17 protein-coding genes are annotated in these 16,703 nt (G+C 75.0%); 7 read left to right on the top strand and 10 right to left on the bottom strand.

Features of this window, described 5'->3' with window-relative positions; genetic code table 11:
* Nucleotides 1-12 precede the first annotated feature (12 nt).
* The 3 genes from HDA33_RS08325 to HDA33_RS08315 all read right to left on the bottom strand — a co-directional run bounded on the left by HDA33_RS08325 (nt 13) and on the right by HDA33_RS08315 (nt 2,644).
* Nucleotides 13-558 carry a hypothetical protein gene (locus HDA33_RS08325; protein WP_184172452.1) on the bottom strand — a complete coding sequence of 182 codons (546 nt, stop codon included), beginning with the start codon at nt 556-558 and terminating at the stop codon, nt 13-15.
* 131 nt (nt 559-689) lie between these two features.
* Nucleotides 690-1,685: a hypothetical protein gene (locus tag HDA33_RS08320; protein ID WP_184172450.1), complete on the bottom strand. Its 996-nt coding sequence runs from the start codon at nt 1,683-1,685 to the stop codon at nt 690-692.
* Nucleotides 1,686-1,798: 113 nt separating this feature from the next.
* Entirely contained in the window at nt 1,799-2,644 is an 846-nt protein-coding gene (locus HDA33_RS08315; protein ID WP_184172448.1) for a hydroxymethylpyrimidine/phosphomethylpyrimidine kinase, read from the bottom strand.
* Between the two features lie 157 nt (nt 2,645-2,801).
* On the opposite strand from HDA33_RS08315, the gene HDA33_RS08310 reads away from it, so the two are divergent.
* The 3 genes from HDA33_RS08310 to HDA33_RS08300 all read left to right on the top strand — a co-directional run bounded on the left by HDA33_RS08310 (nt 2,802) and on the right by HDA33_RS08300 (nt 4,474).
* Entirely contained in the window at nt 2,802-3,428 is a 627-nt protein-coding gene (locus tag HDA33_RS08310) for a DUF4126 family protein (RefSeq protein WP_184172446.1), read from the top strand.
* Entirely contained in the window at nt 3,425-3,748 is a 324-nt protein-coding gene (locus HDA33_RS08305; protein ID WP_017488882.1) for a putative quinol monooxygenase, read from the top strand. Before HDA33_RS08310 ends, HDA33_RS08305 begins: the two co-directional genes overlap by 4 nt.
* An 87-nt stretch (nt 3,749-3,835) precedes the next feature.
* Nucleotides 3,836-4,474 carry a GNAT family N-acetyltransferase gene (locus HDA33_RS08300; RefSeq protein WP_184172444.1) on the top strand — a complete coding sequence of 213 codons (639 nt, stop codon included), beginning with the start codon at nt 3,836-3,838 and terminating at the stop codon, nt 4,472-4,474.
* Nucleotides 4,475-4,496: 22 nt separating this feature from the next.
* Here HDA33_RS08300 and HDA33_RS08295 read toward each other — a convergent pair whose 3' ends face one another.
* Nucleotides 4,497-5,102, bottom strand: a complete 606-nt coding sequence (locus tag HDA33_RS08295; RefSeq protein ID WP_158492959.1) for a TetR/AcrR family transcriptional regulator — start codon at nt 5,100-5,102, stop codon at nt 4,497-4,499.
* A gap of 117 nt (nt 5,103-5,219) precedes the next feature.
* Between HDA33_RS08295 and HDA33_RS08290 the strand changes: the two genes are divergently transcribed.
* Nucleotides 5,220-6,434, top strand: coding sequence for an acyl-CoA dehydrogenase family protein (locus tag HDA33_RS08290; protein ID WP_184172442.1), 1,215 nt, complete (start codon nt 5,220-5,222; stop codon nt 6,432-6,434).
* A gap of 89 nt (nt 6,435-6,523) precedes the next feature.
* On the opposite strand, the gene tgt is transcribed toward HDA33_RS08290, so the two are convergent.
* Both tgt and HDA33_RS08280 read right to left on the bottom strand, forming a co-directional pair.
* Nucleotides 6,524-7,870: a tRNA guanosine(34) transglycosylase Tgt gene (tgt, locus tag HDA33_RS08285; protein WP_184172440.1), complete on the bottom strand. Its 1,347-nt coding sequence runs from the start codon at nt 7,868-7,870 to the stop codon at nt 6,524-6,526.
* 125 nt (nt 7,871-7,995) lie between these two features.
* Nucleotides 7,996-11,043: a S8 family serine peptidase gene (locus HDA33_RS08280; RefSeq protein ID WP_184172438.1), complete on the bottom strand. Its 3,048-nt coding sequence runs from the start codon at nt 11,041-11,043 to the stop codon at nt 7,996-7,998.
* Between the two features lie 287 nt (nt 11,044-11,330).
* Between HDA33_RS08280 and HDA33_RS08275 the strand changes: the two genes are divergently transcribed.
* The gene (locus HDA33_RS08275; protein WP_184172436.1) at nt 11,331-12,260 is read left to right on the top strand and encodes a LuxR C-terminal-related transcriptional regulator; all 930 of its coding nucleotides are present in this window, start codon (nt 11,331-11,333) and stop codon (nt 12,258-12,260) included.
* 25 nt (nt 12,261-12,285) lie between these two features.
* On the opposite strand, the gene HDA33_RS08270 is transcribed toward HDA33_RS08275, so the two are convergent.
* The gene (locus tag HDA33_RS08270) at nt 12,286-13,092 is read right to left on the bottom strand and encodes a glutamine amidotransferase (RefSeq protein ID WP_184172434.1); all 807 of its coding nucleotides are present in this window, start codon (nt 13,090-13,092) and stop codon (nt 12,286-12,288) included.
* A 165-nt stretch (nt 13,093-13,257) separates the two neighbouring features.
* Nucleotides 13,258-13,830 (bottom strand): GNAT family N-acetyltransferase, encoded by a 573-nt coding sequence (locus HDA33_RS08265; protein WP_184172432.1) that lies wholly within the window; start codon nt 13,828-13,830, stop codon nt 13,258-13,260.
* Between the two features lie 332 nt (nt 13,831-14,162).
* Between HDA33_RS08265 and HDA33_RS13020 the strand changes: the two genes are divergently transcribed.
* Together HDA33_RS13020 and HDA33_RS13015 are read left to right on the top strand one after the other, a co-directional pair.
* Entirely contained in the window at nt 14,163-14,612 is a 450-nt protein-coding gene (locus HDA33_RS13020) for a hypothetical protein (RefSeq protein ID WP_338104301.1), read from the top strand.
* Between the two features lie 23 nt (nt 14,613-14,635).
* Nucleotides 14,636-15,163, top strand: coding sequence for an FUSC family protein (locus HDA33_RS13015; RefSeq protein WP_338104300.1), 528 nt, complete (start codon nt 14,636-14,638; stop codon nt 15,161-15,163).
* 65 nt (nt 15,164-15,228) lie between these two features.
* Here HDA33_RS13015 and HDA33_RS08255 read toward each other — a convergent pair whose 3' ends face one another.
* Both HDA33_RS08255 and HDA33_RS08250 read right to left on the bottom strand, forming a co-directional pair.
* A complete protein-coding gene (locus HDA33_RS08255; protein WP_184172430.1) occupies nt 15,229-15,564 on the bottom strand; it encodes a hypothetical protein in 336 nt (111 codons plus the stop codon).
* A 239-nt stretch (nt 15,565-15,803) separates the two neighbouring features.
* Entirely contained in the window at nt 15,804-16,703 is a 900-nt protein-coding gene (locus HDA33_RS08250) for a DUF6707 family protein (protein ID WP_234404112.1), read from the bottom strand.

Raw genomic sequence — 16,703 nt, 5'->3', positions numbered from 1 at the left:
TGGGACTGGCGCTCACGCCCCTCGCGCTGCGCGCTCCGAGGGCTCGGGGTCCGCGGGGGATGCGGTCTGCGCGGCGGAGCCGGCCTCGGCCTCCTGGCCGGGCGTGACCACCTGCACGAGCGGACGCGCCGCCATGCGGCCCAGGGCCATGAGCACGGCGGCGGGGAAGCCGATCACGGGGATGAGCATGGGCAGGATGCCCGCGGCGCCCTGCGTGAGCACCACCAGCCCGTAGAGCATGCCGATCAGCGCGTAGGCCAGCACGTGCACCCACTGGTTGAGCACGTGGCGGAACGCGAAGTTGACCACCAGGCACAGCGGCAGGCCCACCACCAGCCCGGCGATCCCCACCACGGTGAGCAGCGGGGTCAGGCTCCCGAAGGCCTGCAGCCCCGGGAGCACGGCCAGCACCGCCACGAGGGCCGCCATCACCAGGTTCGGCAGCAGCCAGGCCACCAGGAAGCCGTTCAGCCCCATCCGCAGCTGCGGACGGGGGCCGGTGCGCGCCGCCCGGCGGCGGGCACGGGCGGTGGACTTGACCGGGGCGGGGGTGGTCATGGCGGGGCACACTCCGGGGCGGGGTCGACGACGGCGGGCGAGTCCCCACTGTAGTGGCCGCACCTGGACGGCCCCGGCGAGCGGCTGCGCCCGTCCCGCCGGTCAGGCCCGGCGAGGGGCACCGCGGGCGCTCAGTCCCGCCGCTCGCCGTCCACCTGGAAGGTCAGGTCCTCGACGCCCGGGAACGCCTCGAGCTCCTGGAACGCGTCCCACGCGTCCGGGTCCGCGTCCTCGTCGGCCGGCAGCGTGATGACCAGCGCGCCGAGCTCGCCGTCGATCACCTGCAGGCGCAGCTCCACCTCGTGGCCGTCCTCGCCCACGGCGAAGCGCCCGCGCACGGGCCACACGTGGTCGTGGGGGACGGCGCGGTCCACGGGGCCGTCCGTCTCGACGACGAGCGGCGTCCAGTCCGGCACCTCGCCCTCGTCCCGGATCGCCTCGGCCATGGAGGCGACGGTGCGCACGTGCGGCAGCTGGGCGCGCAGCGCGGCGGCGCCGGGCAGCTCCCGCCCCTCGGCGAGGGCCGGGTCCAGCAGGGTCACCAGCAGCACGCGGACCTCGACCGGCAGCGGCGCGGTGGGCTCGCTCTGCTCCTCCTCGGAGAGGTCGTCCCAGGCGGGCGATGCGGCCTCCTTGAGCGCGTTCCGCCGCTCGCGGCGGACGGACTCGTTGTCGGCGAGCACCGCGAGGGCGGCGGCCCCGGCCAGCACGGCCCGCGGCGCGGAGGTGCCCGTGCGCTCCAGCAGACGCACGAGGGCGCCGTCGATCCGGTCGTTCAGGGGGACGGTGGACAGGGCGAGCGCCGCCGTCGCCGCCCCCGCCGCGAGGCCGCCGGCGGCGGGGCCCACCCGCCCGGGCAGGCCCGCGAGCCGCAGGGACGAGGCGACCTCGGCGGCCACGAACGCTCCGGAGGCGGCGGCCTCCGTGCGGGCCAGGCCGCGGCGCTCGGCGGCGCCCATGCGGTGCGGGTCCACGAGGGTCAGGGCGCCCACGACGGCCGCCGCGAGCAGGCCGTACGGCCGCCCGCCCGGGGCCAGGGCGCGCTGGCGCAGGGCCGGGAAGGCGGCGGCGGGGTCGTCGACGTAGCGGGCGGGGAGGGAGCCGGGGGCGGGCGGAGTCTGGCGCATGCCCTCAGTCTGCCCCACCGTCCCGTCAGCGGCCCACGTAGGCCAGCAGCCCGGTGAGCGGCGTCGTCGTCATGGTCCGCCGGCGCGGTCCGCGGGGTGCGGGCGGGCCGCGCTCAGCGGTCCCGCAGCCCGCCCTGCCACAGGGCGGCGAACGGGGTGCGCCCCGCCACGGCCTGCTCGATGCCGGCCCGCACGAACTCCTTCGCGCGGCGGGCGGCCTCGAGCGGCGTCGCGCCCTTGGCCAGCTCCGCGGTCACCGCGGCGGCCAGCGAGCAGCCCGCGCCGGAGACGCCGGCCTCGCCGATCTTCGGGGCGGAGAGCACCTCCACGGTGTCCGCGTCCACGAACACGTCCACGGCGTCCGGGCCGGGCAGGTGCATGCCGCCCTTGGCCAGGACGGCCGCGCCGGAGACCTCGTGGATGCGCCGCGCGGCGGCCACGAGGTCGTCCACGGAGCGCACGGTCATGCCGGAGAGCTGCTCGGTCTCGAAGTGGTTCGGGGTGGTGAAGGTGGCCAGGGGCAGCAGCTCCGCCTTCAGCGCCTGGTCCGTGTCCAGCGCGTGGCCCGGCTCCTGGCCCTTGCAGATGAGGACCGGGTCCAGCACCACGTGGTCCCACTCCTGACGGCGCAGGGCCGCGGCCGAGGTGCGGATGACCTCCGGGGAGCCCTGCATGCCCAGCTTCACGGTGCGCAGCAGCTCCGGGTAGTCCTGCTGGACGGCCTCGAGCTGGTGCTCGAGCACCTCGGTGGGCACGGGGAAGAAGCGGTGGTTCCAGTCGTCCTTCGGGTCGAAGGAGACGATGCAGGTCAGGGCGACGATGCCGAAGACGCCCAGCTCCTGGAACGTCTTGAGGTCGGCCTGGGCGCCGGCACCGCCGGTGGCCTCGGACCCGGCGATGGCCAGGGCGAGGGCGGGGACGGCGTCATGGTTCTGGGAGGCGGGGGCGGTCTGCGACATGCGGCCATCGTAGGGCCCGCACGGCGGCGCGCGTCCCGCCCGCGGGGACGCCGGACGGGAAGCCTGAGCGTGCCGATGGTGTTCACTGTGCGCAGGGCCCTCGGCACATCCGCGCCCGCCCGGGCGCCCCGAGGGGCCCGCGAAGGAGGGGGCGCGCGTGCTCGAGTTCCTCACCGGCACGGGCCTGGCCACGTCGGCCGGGCTCAACGCCTACATCCCCATGCTGGCACTGGGCCTGCTGGACCGGTTCACGGGCCTCGTGGACCTACCTGCGGGCTGGACCTGGCTCTCCGCCGACGCCTCCCTCTGGATCCTCGGCGTCCTGCTCCTGCTCGAGGTCGTGGCGGACAAGTTCCCTGGCGTCGACGCGGTCAACGACGCCGTCCAGACCGTCGTGCGCCCCGCGGCCGGCGGCATCGTGTTCGCCTCGGGCGTCGGCACGGAGACGACGGCGGTCCACGACCCCGGCACCCTGTTCGGCGGGTCCGGCTGGGTCCCGGTGCTGATCGGCGCGGGCATCGCGCTCGCGGTGCACCTGGCGAAGGCGGGCACGCGCGTGGGCGCGAACACCGTCACCGTCGGGACCGCCGCGCCCGTCCTCTCCGCCGCCGAGGACGTCTCCGCCGTGGGCCTCGTCGCGGCCGCGCTGTTCCTGCCGGTGCTGGTCGCCGTGCTGGTGGTCGCCGTCGTCGTGGGCCTGTGGCTGCTGGCCCGGCGGTTCCGCGCTCGGCGGACGCGAGGCCGGGCCGATGCCGCCCCGGGTGGGTCAGAATGGACCGCATGATCCTCATCAACCTGAAGTTCACCGTCCAGCCCGAGCGTGCCGACGAGTGGATGGACGCCGTCGCGAAGTACACCGCGGACGTGCGTTCCGAGCCCGGCAACCTGTTCTTCGAGTGGTACCGCCCGGTGGAGGGCGGCCCCAACGAGTACCTCCTGATCGAGGGGTTCACCGACGAGGGCGCGAAGGCCCACGTGGAGTCGCCGCACTTCCAGGAGGGCATCGACGCCATGCGCCCCCTGCTGGCGAGCACCCCGCAGATCATCTCCGAGCACGTGGACGCCGAGGGCTTCGGCCCCATGGGCGAGCTGCAGATCGACTGACCCGCGGCCGGGCCCGTCCGGGGTCCGGGAGCGCAGGGGGAGGCGCCGCCCCTGTGTTCCGCATCACACCGGGGCTACGGTGGGGGCATGAGCACCGAGCAGAACAGCACCCAGACCCCCGCCTACCGGGCCGCGCACGTCCCCGCCGGGCAGGACCTGGGCCACCGCTGGTCCACCCGCGTTGCCGACCATGAGGACCCGGCGGACCGTCGCGCCATCCGCCAGATCGCCGAGCTCACGTTCGAGTCCTCCGCCGAGGCCGACCTCGTGGAGGAGCTGGCCGGCGGCGGCGAGGGCTGGCTGCCGCAGTACTCCCTCGTGGCCATGACCGCCTCCATCCCCGGCACCGACCTGCAGTCCGACCCCATGGGCTACGGCACCCTCGTGCGCGCCCACGTGGGCGAGGCCGAGGTGCTCGCCCTCGCGCCGCACGGCGTCCTTCCCGAGCACCAGGGCGAGGGCGCGGGCACCGCGATCGTCAACGCCCTGCTGCAGAAGGCCCAGGCCGACGGCGAGAAGGTCGTGGTGGTCTACGGCTGGCCCGAGTACTACGCGAAGTTCGGCTTCCGCCCCGGCGCCGAGCACGGGGTCACCGCCGCGTTCGCCGACCAGCCCGAGGCCCTGCAGGTGCTGACGCTCCAGGACGACGCCGAGGTGCCCTCCGGCGAGTTCCGCTACCCGCCGGCCTTCGGCGCGGAGAACGCGCAGGTGGCCGGCCGCGCCTGAGCGGCGGCGCCGCCCGCGCGCGTCAGCCGAGGAGCCGCCGCACCGCCTCCAGTGTCCGCTCGGCGGCGGAGGGCTCGGCCGTGAGCCGCGCGACGACCTCGGCGAGGTCCGCGCGCAGGCCGGCCTCGGCGTCGTCGTCGGGGGAGTGCAGCCAGGCGCGCAGCGCGCGGTTGTGGACCGCCACCACGGCCGCCGCGAGCCCGACGGCGACCCCGCCCCGGGCGGGCGTGTCCGGCAGGGCGTCCGCGAGCCAGGCCGAGAACAGCTCCTCGTAGCGGTGCGAGGTGAGCAGCTCGCGCGTGCGCAGCGCCTGCGAGCCGCGCAGCAGGCGTGCGCGTGCCTGGGCCCGCTCGGGGTCGCGCGTGTGGTGGCGGAAAACCTGGAGGACGGCCTCGTCGAGGGCCTCGCGCACCCCGAGCGCGGTGCCCCGCAGGAACTCCTCGAGGTGGGCGAGCAGCGCCGCGTGGTCGGCGAAGACCACCTCCTCCTTGCCGCCCAGGTTCCGGAAGAAGCTGGCGCGGCTCATGCCGGCCTCGCGGGCGAGCTGGTCCACGGTGACGGCGTCGTAGCCCTCGCGGTCCAGGAGGTGGATGAGGGCGGTGAGGGTGTCCTCGGCGGGCGTCGACATGCGGGCCATCGTGCCATGTGTGGACACTCTGGTGAGACTCCGTCTGACCCAGTGAGATTCCGTGTCACTCCGTGTAGGGTGACGCCAGACACCCGCCCCAGCCCCGGAGGCCCCGCCATGACCGAGAACCTGCCCACCGCCGAGCCCGAGTACGACGTCGCCGCGCCGCTCGACACCGACTTCTACCTCGCGCTCGGGGACGTCTCCGACGACGAGAAGGAGGTCTGGCGCCGCGCCCGCGCCTTCGCCCTCGAGCCGGACGTGCTGCCCCGGATCCGCGAAGCCTGGGACCGCCACGAGTACCCGCTCGACCTCGTCGCCCGCCTGGGCGCGGTCGACCTGCTGCGCGACGGCGTGCCCGTGGACGGGCTGCCCGAGGTCTCCCGCGTGGCCGCGGGCCTGGCCATGATGGAGCTGTCCCGCCTGGACGGCTCGATCGCCACGGTCGCCGGCGTGCAGGGCGGCCTGGCCATGCGCTCCATCCAGCTCTGCGGCAGCGACGAGCAGCGCGCCGAGCTCCTGCCCGCCATGTCCCGCGGCGAGCTCTACGGCGCCTTCGCCCTGACCGAGCCCACCCACGGCTCCGACTCCGTCTCCCTCGAGACCCGCGCCGAGCGGGTGGACGGCGGCTGGCGGCTGCGCGGGCACAAGAAGTGGATCGGCAACGGCGCCGCCGGCGGCGTCTCCGTGGTCTGGGCGCGCAGCGCCGAGGACGAGCAGGTCCGCGGGTTCATCGTCCGCCAGGAGTCCGAGGGCTACACGGCCGAGGTCATCAAGGGCAAGGTGGCCCTGCGCGCCATCGACCAGGCCCACATCACCCTCGACGGCGTGTTCGTCCCCGACGCCGACGTCCTGCCCGAGGCCCGCTCGTTCAAGGACACCTCGCGCGTCCTCTTCGCCACCCGCGTGGGCGTGGCGTGGTCCGCGCTCGGGCAGGCCGTGGGCTGCTACGAGGCCGCCGTCCAGTACGCCGGGCAGCGGATCCAGTTCGGCCGGCCGCTGGCCGCCGCCCAGACCGTGCAGACCCGTCTCGCGGAGATGCTCTCCCAGCTGACGCAGGTGCAGCTGCTCGTGCTGCGCGCCACGCGCCTGGAGGACGAGGGCCGCCTCACCGGGCCCATGGCCTCCCTGGCCAAGTACTCCGCCACGCGCGCGGCCCGCTCGATCGCCGCCAACGCCCGCGACATGCTCGGCGGCAACGGCATCCTCATCCAGAACGAGGTGGCCCGCCACTTCGCGGACATCGAGGCCATGCACACCTACGAGGGCACCGAGACGGTCCAGGGGCTGATCATCGGCCGCGACATCACGGGGATCGGCGCCTTCGCCTGACGACGACGGCGCCCCGCGGCCCCGCCGGGCCCCGCGGCCCCGCGTGAGCCCCGGCCTCGCGGCCCCGCCTGACTCCGGAGCCCCCCGCCTCAGCCCTTCGGCGCGTAGTACCGCCCGAGGGTCTCGGCCTTGAGGTCGGCGAACGTGCCGTCCTGCATCGATGCGCGGATGCGGTCCACCAGGGACACCGTGAACCGCTCGTTGTGGATGGAGATGAGGGTGTGCGCCACCATCTCCTTCGCCTTGAACAGGTGGCGGATGTAGGCGCGCGAGTAGTGGGCGCACGTGTAGCAGTCGCACTCGGGGTCCAGCGGACCGAAGTCGCGCTTGTACTTCGCACCGGGCAGGTTGTAGCGGCCGTCGCGGGTGTAGAACGCACCGGTGCGGGCCACGCGGGTGGGGGAGACGCAGTCGAAGGTGTCCGCGCCGTTCTCGACGGCGGTGAACAGGTCGTCCGGCTCGGAGATGCCGAGCAGGTGGCGCGGCCTGTCCTCGGGCAGCTCCTGGGCGCACCAGCCCACGATGGTCCCGAGGTTCTCCTTCTCCAGGGCCCCGCCCACGCCGTAGCCGTCGAAGCCGGTGCTCACGCCGTCGACGTCGCCGCCGCCGGCGAACTCCGTGCGCATCCCCGCGAGGTCCCGGCAGGCCTTGCGGCGCAGGTCCTCGTACTGGGCGCCCTGGATCACGCCGAACAGCGCCTGGTAGGGGCGGTCGGCGCGCTCGCGGGTCAGGCGGGCGTGCTCGGCGAGGCAGCGCTGCGCCCAGCGGCGGGTCCGCTCGAGCGCCTCCTCCTGGTAGCCGCGGGAGTTGTGCAGGGTGGTCAGCTCGTCGAACGCGAACATCACGTCGGCGCCGAGGCGGTGCTGGATCCCCACGGAGACCTCGGGGGTGAAGCGGTGGCGGTCGCCGGTGAGGTGGGACTTGAACCACACGCCGTCGTCGTCCACGTTGGCGAGGCGCTCCTTGCCGGGGGCGACGGCGTCGTCGGCGCCCTGCCCGTCCGGGGCGGAGGGGCCCTTCATGTCGATGACCTTCTTGAACCCGGAGCCCAGGGACATCACCTGGAAGCCGCCGGAGTCGGTGAAGGTGGGGCCGGGCCAGTTCATGAAGGCGCCGAGGCCGCCGGCCTCGTCGAGCAGGTCGTCGCCGGGCTGCAGGTACAGGTGGTAGGCGTTGGCCAGCAGCGCCTGCGCGCCGAGCTCGGCCATGGACTCCGGCAGCACGGCCTTGACGGTGGCCTGCGTGGCCACGGGGATGAACGCGGGGGTCTGGATCTGCCCGTGCGGCGTGCTGATCACGCCGGTGCGGCCGAGCGGGGCGCCGTCCACGCCGCCCGCCTCGAGCCGGTGGGTCACCTCGAAGCCGAAGTGCGAGGGGTGCGCGGGGGCCCCGGAGGAGGACGACGACGGCGCGGGGCCGGGGGACGTGTCAGGCATGGGTTCCAGGGTAGTGGGGCGGGACGACGGCAGGGGCGGCCCCCGAGGGAGGCCGCCCCTGCCGTCGCCGTGGCGACGGGCGTGCGGCGACGGAGCGCGCTGGGCGCGCCGCCACCGCCGCCGCGTCACTGCACGCGGATCTGCGTGGTGTCCACGACCTTCCCCTCGTGGAGGATGTCCACGGTGCCGTTGTAGATGCTGGTGCCGTCGGTGTCCAGCGTGCCGTGGAAGACGTGGGTCTGGCCGGGCTTCACCGCGGCCGAGGCCGGGTCGAAGCTCAGCACGCCGTTGTCGCCGCCGCCGGCCTGCGGAAAGAACACGCGCAGGGTGTAGTCGATCGGCTCGTCGTGCTCCACGCCGTCGGCGCCGGTCTTGGCCACCACGAAGATCCGGTGCTGCGGGGCCGAGCTGTAGATCGGGCCCTGGAACACCTCCATGCCGGTGCCGCGCGTGACGGAGCGGGCCACCGGGTAGGACGTCCACGAGCCGGTGACGTAGACGTCCAGGTCCACGTCCTCCGCCGAGGTCTCCGCCTCGATCCGCACGGTGGGGTAGCCGCGCGGGTAGGCGAAGTCGTGCCCGGTCAGGGCCGGGTCGGTGGAGTCGAAGAACATGCGGCGCACGGTGGTGCCGATGTGCTCCGTGCCGGCGGTGAGGCCGTTGACGCGGGTGGTGAAGGTGCCGTCCACGCCGGAGAGCACGGGCAGCTCCAGCCCGTCGGCGTCCCGGTCCACGGTCACGGAGGCGGGGGCGTCGGCGACGCCGGGGCGCGCGACCACGGGGATGCGCACCTCCTTGCCCGCGGGGCCGGACCACACGACGTGCCCGGTGGCCCACTGGCCGGCGGGGGCGCCGGCGGCGGTCAGGGTGATCTCCACGTCCTGCTCCTGGCCGCGCCGCGGCTTGATCACCTGCGGGGACACGGACACGTCCATGCCCTCCATGCCCTCCACGCGGGCGGTCCACTCGCCGTTGTTGCCGCCCACGTTCTTCAGGGTGCGGGTCACGGTCTGCGAGCCGTAGAGCTCGCCGACGGCGATGGAGGGGACGTTGAGGTCCGAGGCGTCGATCGGGGTCTCGGAGACGGGCTCGCCGCTGCCGGAGAACTCGATGCCCTGGCCTGCGAGGTAGTCGTACCAGTCGCCCTGGTCGGTGTCGAAGACGAGGCCCGGGTCGAGGATCTTCGTGGGGTCCACGAAGCCGGCGCCCTCGGCGAACGGGGAGGTGGCCGAGGCGTGGTCGCCCGCCGTCGTCATCAGGGAGGACTTGATCTCCATGGGACCGAGGTCCGGGCGGCCCTGCTTCACGAGCGCGGCCAGGCCGGCGACGTGCGGGGAGGACATGGAGGTGCCGGAGGAGTAGGCGAAGTCCTCGCCGGCCTCGTCCGGGGAGTAGGCGGCGAGCACGTCCACGCCGGGCGCGGAGACGTCCGGCTTGAGCAGGTCGGAGGCGGCGGCCAGGGACGGGCCCCGCGAGGAGAACCCGGCGACCTCGGGGACGCGGGTGGTGGTGCCCTCGTTGGTGGGCAGGATGCGGCCGGTGGGCTCCTCGGTGTCCACGTAGGCCAGCAGGCGGTCGCGCTCGGTGTGGGGCAGGTGCACGGCGGGCAGGGCGTGCAGGTCCGCGTTGAGGCCGGAGTCGGAGACGTTCACGAGCACCATGCCCGCGCCGCCGGCGTCGGCCACCACCTGGGACTTCTCGGCGCGGGCGTTCTCGCCGCGGTCGCAGACCACGAGCATGTCGGCGGCCGCCGCGGCGTCGAGGGTGCCGGGCAGGCAGAGCGCGGCCCGCGCGGCGTCGACCCCGTCCGCGGCGAGGTCGGCGGCGTGGACCATGGGGGTCTCCGCCTCGAGGGGCGCGGTGATGGACGAGCCGATGAAGCGCTGGCCGTCCCCGGTGACGAGGGTCTGCTCGTAGACCGCGTGGGTGGACGCGGCCACGGTGGTGATCCACGGGGAGGGGTGCGCCGTCGTCGAGACGGTGGGGCCGGAGTTGCCGGAGGACGCGGCCACGAACACGCCGGCCGCGGCGGCGTGCATGAACGCCACCTCCACCGGGTCCACCACGTTGGAGGTGGTGCCGGAGATGGAGTAGTTGAGCACGTCCACCCCGTCCTCGACGGCGGCGTTGATCGCGGCCACCGTGTCCGAGGTGGCGCAGCCGCCGCTCGGCACGCCCTCCCAACAGGCCTTGTAGGCGGCGACGTGTGCGCCCGGGGCCATGCCGGAGATCTCGCCGCGCGGGGTGCCGTCGACGACGGCGGGCACGCCCGCGTTGCCGGCGGCGGTGGAGGCGGTGTGGGTGCCGTGGCCGCCCGCGTCCAGCGGGGAGAGGGTCTCCACGGGGGCCAGGCGCCCGGCGCCGAAGCCCTGCACGAAGTACTTGGCGCCGACCAGCTTGTCGTTGCAGGAGTCGGCCGGGAAGGCCTCCTCGTCGCCGGTCTCACAGCCGCCGGCCCAGTCGGCCGGGGCCGCCGGGTGGCCCCGGTCCTGGAAGGAGGCGGCCTCCGGGCGGATGCCGGAGTCCACCACGCCCACGACGACGCCGCGCCCCGCGTCCGTGGCGGGGGCCTTCTTGCCCACCACCTGCGCCCACAGGCCCTTCTTGCCGGTGAGGCCGAGGAAGTCCGGGGAGGAGACGGTGTCCGGCTGCCGGATCTCGTCCGGCACCACGGCGAGCACGGCCGGGTCGGAGGCGAGCGCGGCGGCCTCCTGGGCGGTGAGCTCGCCCGCGAAGCCGTTGAGGCTGGTGGTGTAGCGGGTGTGCGGGGCGGCCTCGGCGCCGGCGCGCTCGAGCGCCCGGTCCTGGCCGCGCTCCAGGTGCGCGGCGTACTTCTTCGCGTTCGCGCTCTTCGGGTTGAACCCCTTGTCCCGGCCGAGCCCCTTGCCGGGCTTGGTGGGCGCATAGCCCGGGGTGCCGCCGTCGTACGAGGCGACCGGGGCCTCGGCCATGAGGACGATGTAGCCGCCGTCCTCGAAGACCTCGGGGGCGGTGCGCGGCCCCTGGTCGGCGGTGCCGGCCGCGCCGGTCACGGCGGTGACGGCGTCGGCCTCGGCGGGCGCGGGGGCGCCGGTCCCGGATGTGGCGCCGGCGGCCGAGGCGCCGGTGAGCACCAGCGCAAGCGCCGAGGTCATGCCCAGCGCGCGGTGGCGGCGTGAGAGCGGGGGAGTCATGGAGGGGCCCTTCCTGAGTGGGATGACGTCGGGATCGCGGGCCGCACCGGAGGTGCGGCGCCCTGCTGGGTGCTGCGGTGAAAGGTGCAGGATGCGGTGCGGGGCGGCCCGCGAAGCCGTGCCACCCATCACAGCACCATGACGGATGTCACACGTGGTTCTGGGCTAGCGTGAACACGTCATGGCGGGATCCCGCCACCGTCTCGCGCGTCGGTCCGGAGGTCCCTCCGGGCTCGTCCGACCGACGCCGGATGGGCCGTCGTCGACCTCGGAAGAAGGGAGGGGCCGTGACCTCCACGGGATCCGCCGGGCTGGACCCGGCCGACGTCGCCGCCTTCCGCGCCCTCCTGGCGCGCCCCGAGACACCTGCCGAGGAGCTCGACGACGACGCCGTGGCCCGCCTCGCCGAGCTCGGCCTGGTGCGCCGGGGCGAGGACGGGTCCCTCGCGGTGATGCCGCCGCACCGGCCCCTGCTCGCCGAGGCGCATCGAGCCCAGGCCCGTGCCGACGCCCTCCGCGAGGCCGCCGAGGTCCTGCGGGGCGAGTTCCGCCGTAGTCCCGGGGCGGGCCGGGAGGCGATCGAGGTGGTGGTCGGCGGCACGGAGATCGTGGGGGCCGCCGTGCAGTTGACCCGCCAGGCCCGGCGGATCGTGCGCGGCTTCGACCGCGGCCCCTACTTCCATGCCGAGGCGCTGCCGGAGGCCGCGCAGTCCCGCTCCTGGGAGCGCGGGGTCCACTGGCACGTGATCTTCGAGGGCAGGTCCCTGCAGTCCGAGCCGCCCGAGCGCTGGGAGCTGCTCGGCTCCACACCCGGAGAGACCGGCCGGATCCTGCCGCGGCTGCCGTTCAAGCTGCTGATCGCCGACGATGCTGTCGCGCTGGTCGGCCTCGCCGGCGCCGCCGGGCAGGGGGAGGGGCTCGTGGTGCGCGGATCCCTGCTGGTGGACGCGCTCGTACGGCTCTTCGAGCTGCAGTGGGAGATGGCGGTGCCGATCGCCGACGTCGCGGGGCCGGACGACGACGACGCGGCCCTTACCGAGCAGGAGCGGCGCCTCCTGGCGATGCTCAGCTCCGGGATGACGGACGAGGCGATGGCCCGCGCCGTCGGCCTCTCGCACCGCACCGTGCAGCGGCGCCTGGCCGAGCTCGCCCGCCGGGTGGGCGCGGAAGGCCGGTTCCAGCTGGGCGTGCAGGCGGCCCGCCGCGGCTGGGTGTGAGGCCGGGCTGGGCGGCCCGGACCCCTCAGCCGAACACGCGGCGGAAGTTCTCCAGGATCCGCGGCGGCTCGAGGGCCGGCGTCGACTCGATGCGGGCGAAGGTGTCCTCGGCGTCCTCCGGGTCCACGTACCCGTGGTGCAGGTAGATGCGCAGCCGCTCCACGAGCCCGGCCTGGTCCAGCTCGGGGTGGAACTGGGTGGCGTACTGGCGCCGTCCCAGGCGGAACATCTGGGTGGGGCAGGCCTCACCGGTGGCCAGCACGACGGCGCCCGGAGGCGGGACCGTCAGCCCCTCCTTGTGCCCCACGTAGGCGGTGAAGCGCGGCGGCAGGCCCTCCAGCAGCGGATCCGCGGCGCCGGCCTCGGTGAGGGTGACGTCGGTGGGTCCGGCGGGCTCGGCGTGGGTGCCGTCCACGGTGCCGCCGGCGTGCGCGCCGAGCGTGCCCACGCCGTAGCAGCAGCCCAGGAACGGGGCGTCGGCGTCGAGGACGGCGTCCAGCATGCGTCCCAGCTCGAGCTCGACCGCCACCTGCAGCTCGTCCTTCGTCTCCTGCGGCACCGAGGAGGTGTAGGGGCTCCCGGACAGGATCACGCCGGCGTGCCCGGCCACGAGCGAGGCCCAGTCCTGGCGGGCGTCGGGGTCGGCGTCGAGGGCGCGGTCCAGGCGCAGGGCGGCCAGCTGGTGCTCGGCGAAGCCGCCGAGGCGGCGGACGGCCTCCTCCTCGGCGCGCGCGGCCTCGTCCTCGGGGCGGGTCTGGATGAGCAGGAACGGCCCTCCGGACGGCGGCACGTCAGTGGACCGGGCGGGCTGTGGGGCGGACGGGGTGCTCATCCTCGCAGACTAGCGGCGCGCGGGCCCGGGAGCGCCGGGACGACGCCCCGTGGCACCGCCCCCACGTTTTCGTGCGGGAAACGGGAGCCTTGCCACACCCGTTCCCATTTCCCACACGAAAGTGATCGGTGCTTTCGTGCGGGAAACGGGAGCCTTGCCACGGCGTCAGCGGCCAGACCAGGGCCGCTCGTCCGAGGCCCACGGCAACGGCCGGACCTTCTCCGCCGGCTGGGGGTCGGAGGGGAGCCGGCCGTAGAGGTGGACGTCCTGCCGCCGCCCGTCGATGAGGAAGTGCCCGCGCTGCGTGCCCTCGTGCAGGAAGCCGGCCGCCCGCGCGACGGACCCGGACGTCGGGTTGTTCGCGCGGTGCCCCAGCTCGAGGCGCTCGAGGCCGCCCTCGGCGAGCTCCGCGTCCGCGACCGTGGCGGCGGCGCGCGCCATGATCGCGTCCCCGCGCCAGGCCGAGTTCAGCCAGTACGAGAACCACCCGGAGCGGTTCTCCTCGTCCCGGACCACGGTGACCAGGCCGATCAGCCGGTCCGTGGCCGGGTCCACCACGGCGACGGCGTCCGTCGCCTCGGACTCCAGCATCCGGTCCACGTAGGCGCGCGCGGAGGCCTCGTCCGAGACGTCGCCCTGGCGGGCCATGCCCACGGGATCGGAGCGGAAGCCCTCGAGGACGGCGTCGGCGTCGTCGGAGTGCAGGGGTCGGAGCTGGGCGCGAGCGGTGCCGGTCATGCCGGGAGCATAGTCGCCGCGGGGCCCGGAATGTGAGCCACGCCACCCCTTCCGCTCCCCTCCCTCCGCCCTCACCGCCTTCGTGCGGGAAACGGGAGCCTCTCCCGACCCTTTCGTGCGGGAAACGGGAGGCACCCCGCCCAACCGCCCGCCGGCCGGGAGCCGCATGGCGTCCGCCACCCGCCCCCGCGCCCGATCACACCCCCGCCACGGACATCGGACCGGCCGCCGTCGCCGGTCCCCTCCCGGGACCGGACCGTCCGCCGCCACCCCGCCATCTGTCCCCGACACCCACCCCCGAGACCCCGAGACCCGCCGAAGGGAGCCGCCGCGTGCGCCTGGCCGCGGTCAACCCGATCCCCGGCCTGTTCACCATCGCGCCCGCGGACCGCGACCACGAGGGCGGCCTCCGCGTGGGCGTCCCGGTGCTCGTGCCGCTGCTGGTCCTGCTCGCCACGCACCGCATGGACCTCGCGGTGTACGCCGTGTTCGGCGCGTTCACCGGCATCTACGGGCGCAACCTGCGGCACGGTCCCCGACTGCAGGCCCAGCTGCGCGGCGGCGGCCTCATGCTCGCGGTGCTCGCCGCGGCCACGCTCGCCGGCCGGCTGGGCGTCTCCGAGCAGGTCGACCCCTGGGGCCTGGTGCTGTGGACCACCGTGCTGGCCGGCGTCTGCGCGTTCGTGACCGGGTGGTGGGGTCTGCGCCCGGCCGGCTCCCTCTTCCACATCTTCGCGTTCGGCGCCGTCGCCTCGGTCCCGGTGAAGCCGCCGGCCGCCTGATCCTGTGGGAGGCGGCCTGGTACGTGGTCGCCGCCGGCGTGGCCGGCGTGGTGGCCACCCTGCTCGCGGCCCCGGCGGGGGTGCACCACAACGACTGGGCGATGGTGGCCGCCGTCGTGCCCCTCGTGGGCCACTCGACCCGGTACCGGGTGAGCCGCGGCCTGCAGCGCGTGATCGGCACGTTCCTGGGGCTGGTGCTCACCGCGGGCATCATCCTGCTGGACCCGCCCGTGATCGTGCTGGTGCTGATCATCGCGGTGCTGCAGGTGGCGGCGGAGCTGTACATCGCGCGGCAGGACGTGATCGCGCAGACCGTGGTGACGCCGCTCGCGCTGCTGTCCACGATGCTCGTGGGCGTGACCGCGGGCGGGGCCGGCTCGCTCATGGCCGCCGAAGGACTGCAGCACCTGGCCGACCGCGGCGTGGAGACCGTGATCGGCGCTGCCGTGGGCATCGTGTGCGTGCTCTTCCCGTGGGCGTGGCGCCGCTGGGTCTGGGGCTCCCCGGACCCGACGCGCGCGATCCCCGTGGTCCGCGGGCCTGGGAGCTGAGCAGGCGCCCGCCGAGGGGTGCGGGGTGCCCGGGGCGCCGCCGTCGTCCGCCTGGCGCCGAGGCGTCAGCGGCTCAGGAACGAGCCGAGGTCGCCGGCCAGGCTCAGCAGGTGGAACGGCCCGCCGCCGATCGCCACGGCCGCGACGAGCAGTCCGAACCAGTGCGAATAGCCGCGGTACTCGTGGGACTGGCTGACGCCCACGAGGGCGAGCAGCGCGCCGGGGACCACGAGCCAGGCCGGCCACGCGAAGGAGGCGATGACGAGCGCAAGCCCGACTGCCGAGATCAGCGTCCACGTGAGGAACGCGCGCCGGTCGTCCTTGCGCTCCACGAGGTTGCCCTCCGGGTCGCGGTCGTGGTCGGCGGTGCCGTCGAGGCGGGGCTCGGGCTGCTGGGTCATGGGTAGGCCTTCCGCGGCGCGTGGGATCGAGCCGGCGCGGGCATGCGGGAGGGTGCTCGTGGGGCGGACGTCCGAGGGGACGGGATGGCCCGAGGGCCGAGTCTAGGGCCGGCAGGCTCCCGTTTCCCGCACGAAAGCGCCCCGGCAGGCTCCCGTTTCCCGGACGAAAGCGCTGGGGTCAGGGGAAGCGCTGGGGCAGGGGGAGCGCCGGGGCCCCGGGGGCGCCGGGCCGCACCGGGTCAGGAGCGCGCGGCGGTCTTCGCGTCGAGGTCGCGGGCGAGGCCGCGCAGTGTGCCGAGCTCGCGGGCGATCCGCGAGTCCAGGTCCGCGTCCGTGAGCGTCTCGGAGCCGCCGCGGCCGCGCAGGTAGAGCAGCTGAGCGAACCGGGCGCGCCGCCAGCGGTACTCGGCCTCGGCGTCGCGGGCCTGCAGGGCGCGGGAGATCTCGCGGTCGTAGAGCTGCGGCTCGTTGAGCTGGCGCTGGCGAACCTCGAGCACGCGCGCGGCGCGGCCGGGCTCGGAGGGGACCTCGTCCGCCTCGTGCAGCCGCTTCCCCAGGTTCGCGGCCACGATGTGCTCGCCCTCGTCCCGCAGGATCTGCGAGGCCAGGGCCAGGCCGGCCTGGATGGACTTCCAGCGTCCCACGGCGCCGTCCCACGGCAGGTTGGTCAGCAGGCCCAGGGCCGCGAGCGTGCCCTCGGTGTCCTCGTGCAGCAGGTAGAGGCGCTCGGCCATGCCGAACAGGTCCTCCAGCTGGGAGCCGGAGCGCAGGTTCAACCCGTGCGAGAGCCGGGCCGCGGTGGCGGTCAGCTCGGTGTCCTCGAGGTGGCGCTTGCCGACGGCGACGATCCGCTCCTCGGGGGAGCCTGCGTCCACGGGGGAGAAGGTGGTGTCCGGGACGGCCCTGCGCTCCTCCGGGCGGTCCGTGCGGACCCGGATCACGGAGCCGTGCGCGATCTTGACCTCGCGGCCGCCCTCGAGGGTGGCGATCACGAGCGCGGGGGTGCCGAAGTCGTCCCGCATCACCCGGGTCGACGCCACGGGCGGGGCGGGCTCGCCGCGGCGGGTCAGGAAGCTGTCCCCGGGCTGCACGTCCTGGGACTTCAGATGGCGGAGGTAACCGCCGGCGATCGGGGCCAT

The sequence above is a fragment of the Micrococcus endophyticus genome (assembly GCF_014205115.1).
Classification (GTDB): Bacteria; Actinomycetota; Actinomycetes; order Actinomycetales; family Micrococcaceae; genus Micrococcus; species Micrococcus endophyticus.
Note: the sequence above shows the minus strand (reverse complement) of the source record. Positions and strands in the feature narration are given on the sequence as shown.

What these genes read in the sequence shown, in the direction of transcription:
- HDA33_RS08325 (WP_184172452.1), bottom strand. Translation starts at nt 558, where the DNA reads ATGACCACCCCCGCCCCGGTCAAGTCCACCGCCCGTGCCCGCCGCCGG.
- HDA33_RS08320 (WP_184172450.1), bottom strand. Translation starts at nt 1,685, where the DNA reads ATGCGCCAGACTCCGCCCGCCCCCGGCTCCCTCCCCGCCCGCTACGTC.
- HDA33_RS08315 (WP_184172448.1), bottom strand. Translation starts at nt 2,644, where the DNA reads ATGTCGCAGACCGCCCCCGCCTCCCAGAACCATGACGCCGTCCCCGCC.
- HDA33_RS08305 (WP_017488882.1), top strand. Translation starts at nt 3,425, where the DNA reads ATGATCCTCATCAACCTGAAGTTCACCGTCCAGCCCGAGCGTGCCGAC.
- HDA33_RS08300 (WP_184172444.1), top strand. Translation starts at nt 3,836, where the DNA reads ATGAGCACCGAGCAGAACAGCACCCAGACCCCCGCCTACCGGGCCGCG.
- HDA33_RS08295 (WP_158492959.1), bottom strand. Translation starts at nt 5,102, where the DNA reads ATGTCGACGCCCGCCGAGGACACCCTCACCGCCCTCATCCACCTCCTG.
- HDA33_RS08290 (WP_184172442.1), top strand. Translation starts at nt 5,220, where the DNA reads ATGACCGAGAACCTGCCCACCGCCGAGCCCGAGTACGACGTCGCCGCG.
- tgt (WP_184172440.1), bottom strand. Translation starts at nt 7,870, where the DNA reads ATGCCTGACACGTCCCCCGGCCCCGCGCCGTCGTCGTCCTCCTCCGGG.
- HDA33_RS08280 (WP_184172438.1), bottom strand. Translation starts at nt 11,043, where the DNA reads ATGACTCCCCCGCTCTCACGCCGCCACCGCGCGCTGGGCATGACCTCG.
- HDA33_RS08270 (WP_184172434.1), bottom strand. Translation starts at nt 13,092, where the DNA reads ATGAGCACCCCGTCCGCCCCACAGCCCGCCCGGTCCACTGACGTGCCG.
- HDA33_RS08265 (WP_184172432.1), bottom strand. Translation starts at nt 13,830, where the DNA reads ATGACCGGCACCGCTCGCGCCCAGCTCCGACCCCTGCACTCCGACGAC.
- HDA33_RS08255 (WP_184172430.1), bottom strand. Translation starts at nt 15,564, where the DNA reads ATGACCCAGCAGCCCGAGCCCCGCCTCGACGGCACCGCCGACCACGAC.
- HDA33_RS08250 (WP_234404112.1), bottom strand. Translation starts at nt 16,703, where the DNA reads ATGGCCCCGATCGCCGGCGGTTACCTCCGCCATCTGAAGTCCCAGGAC.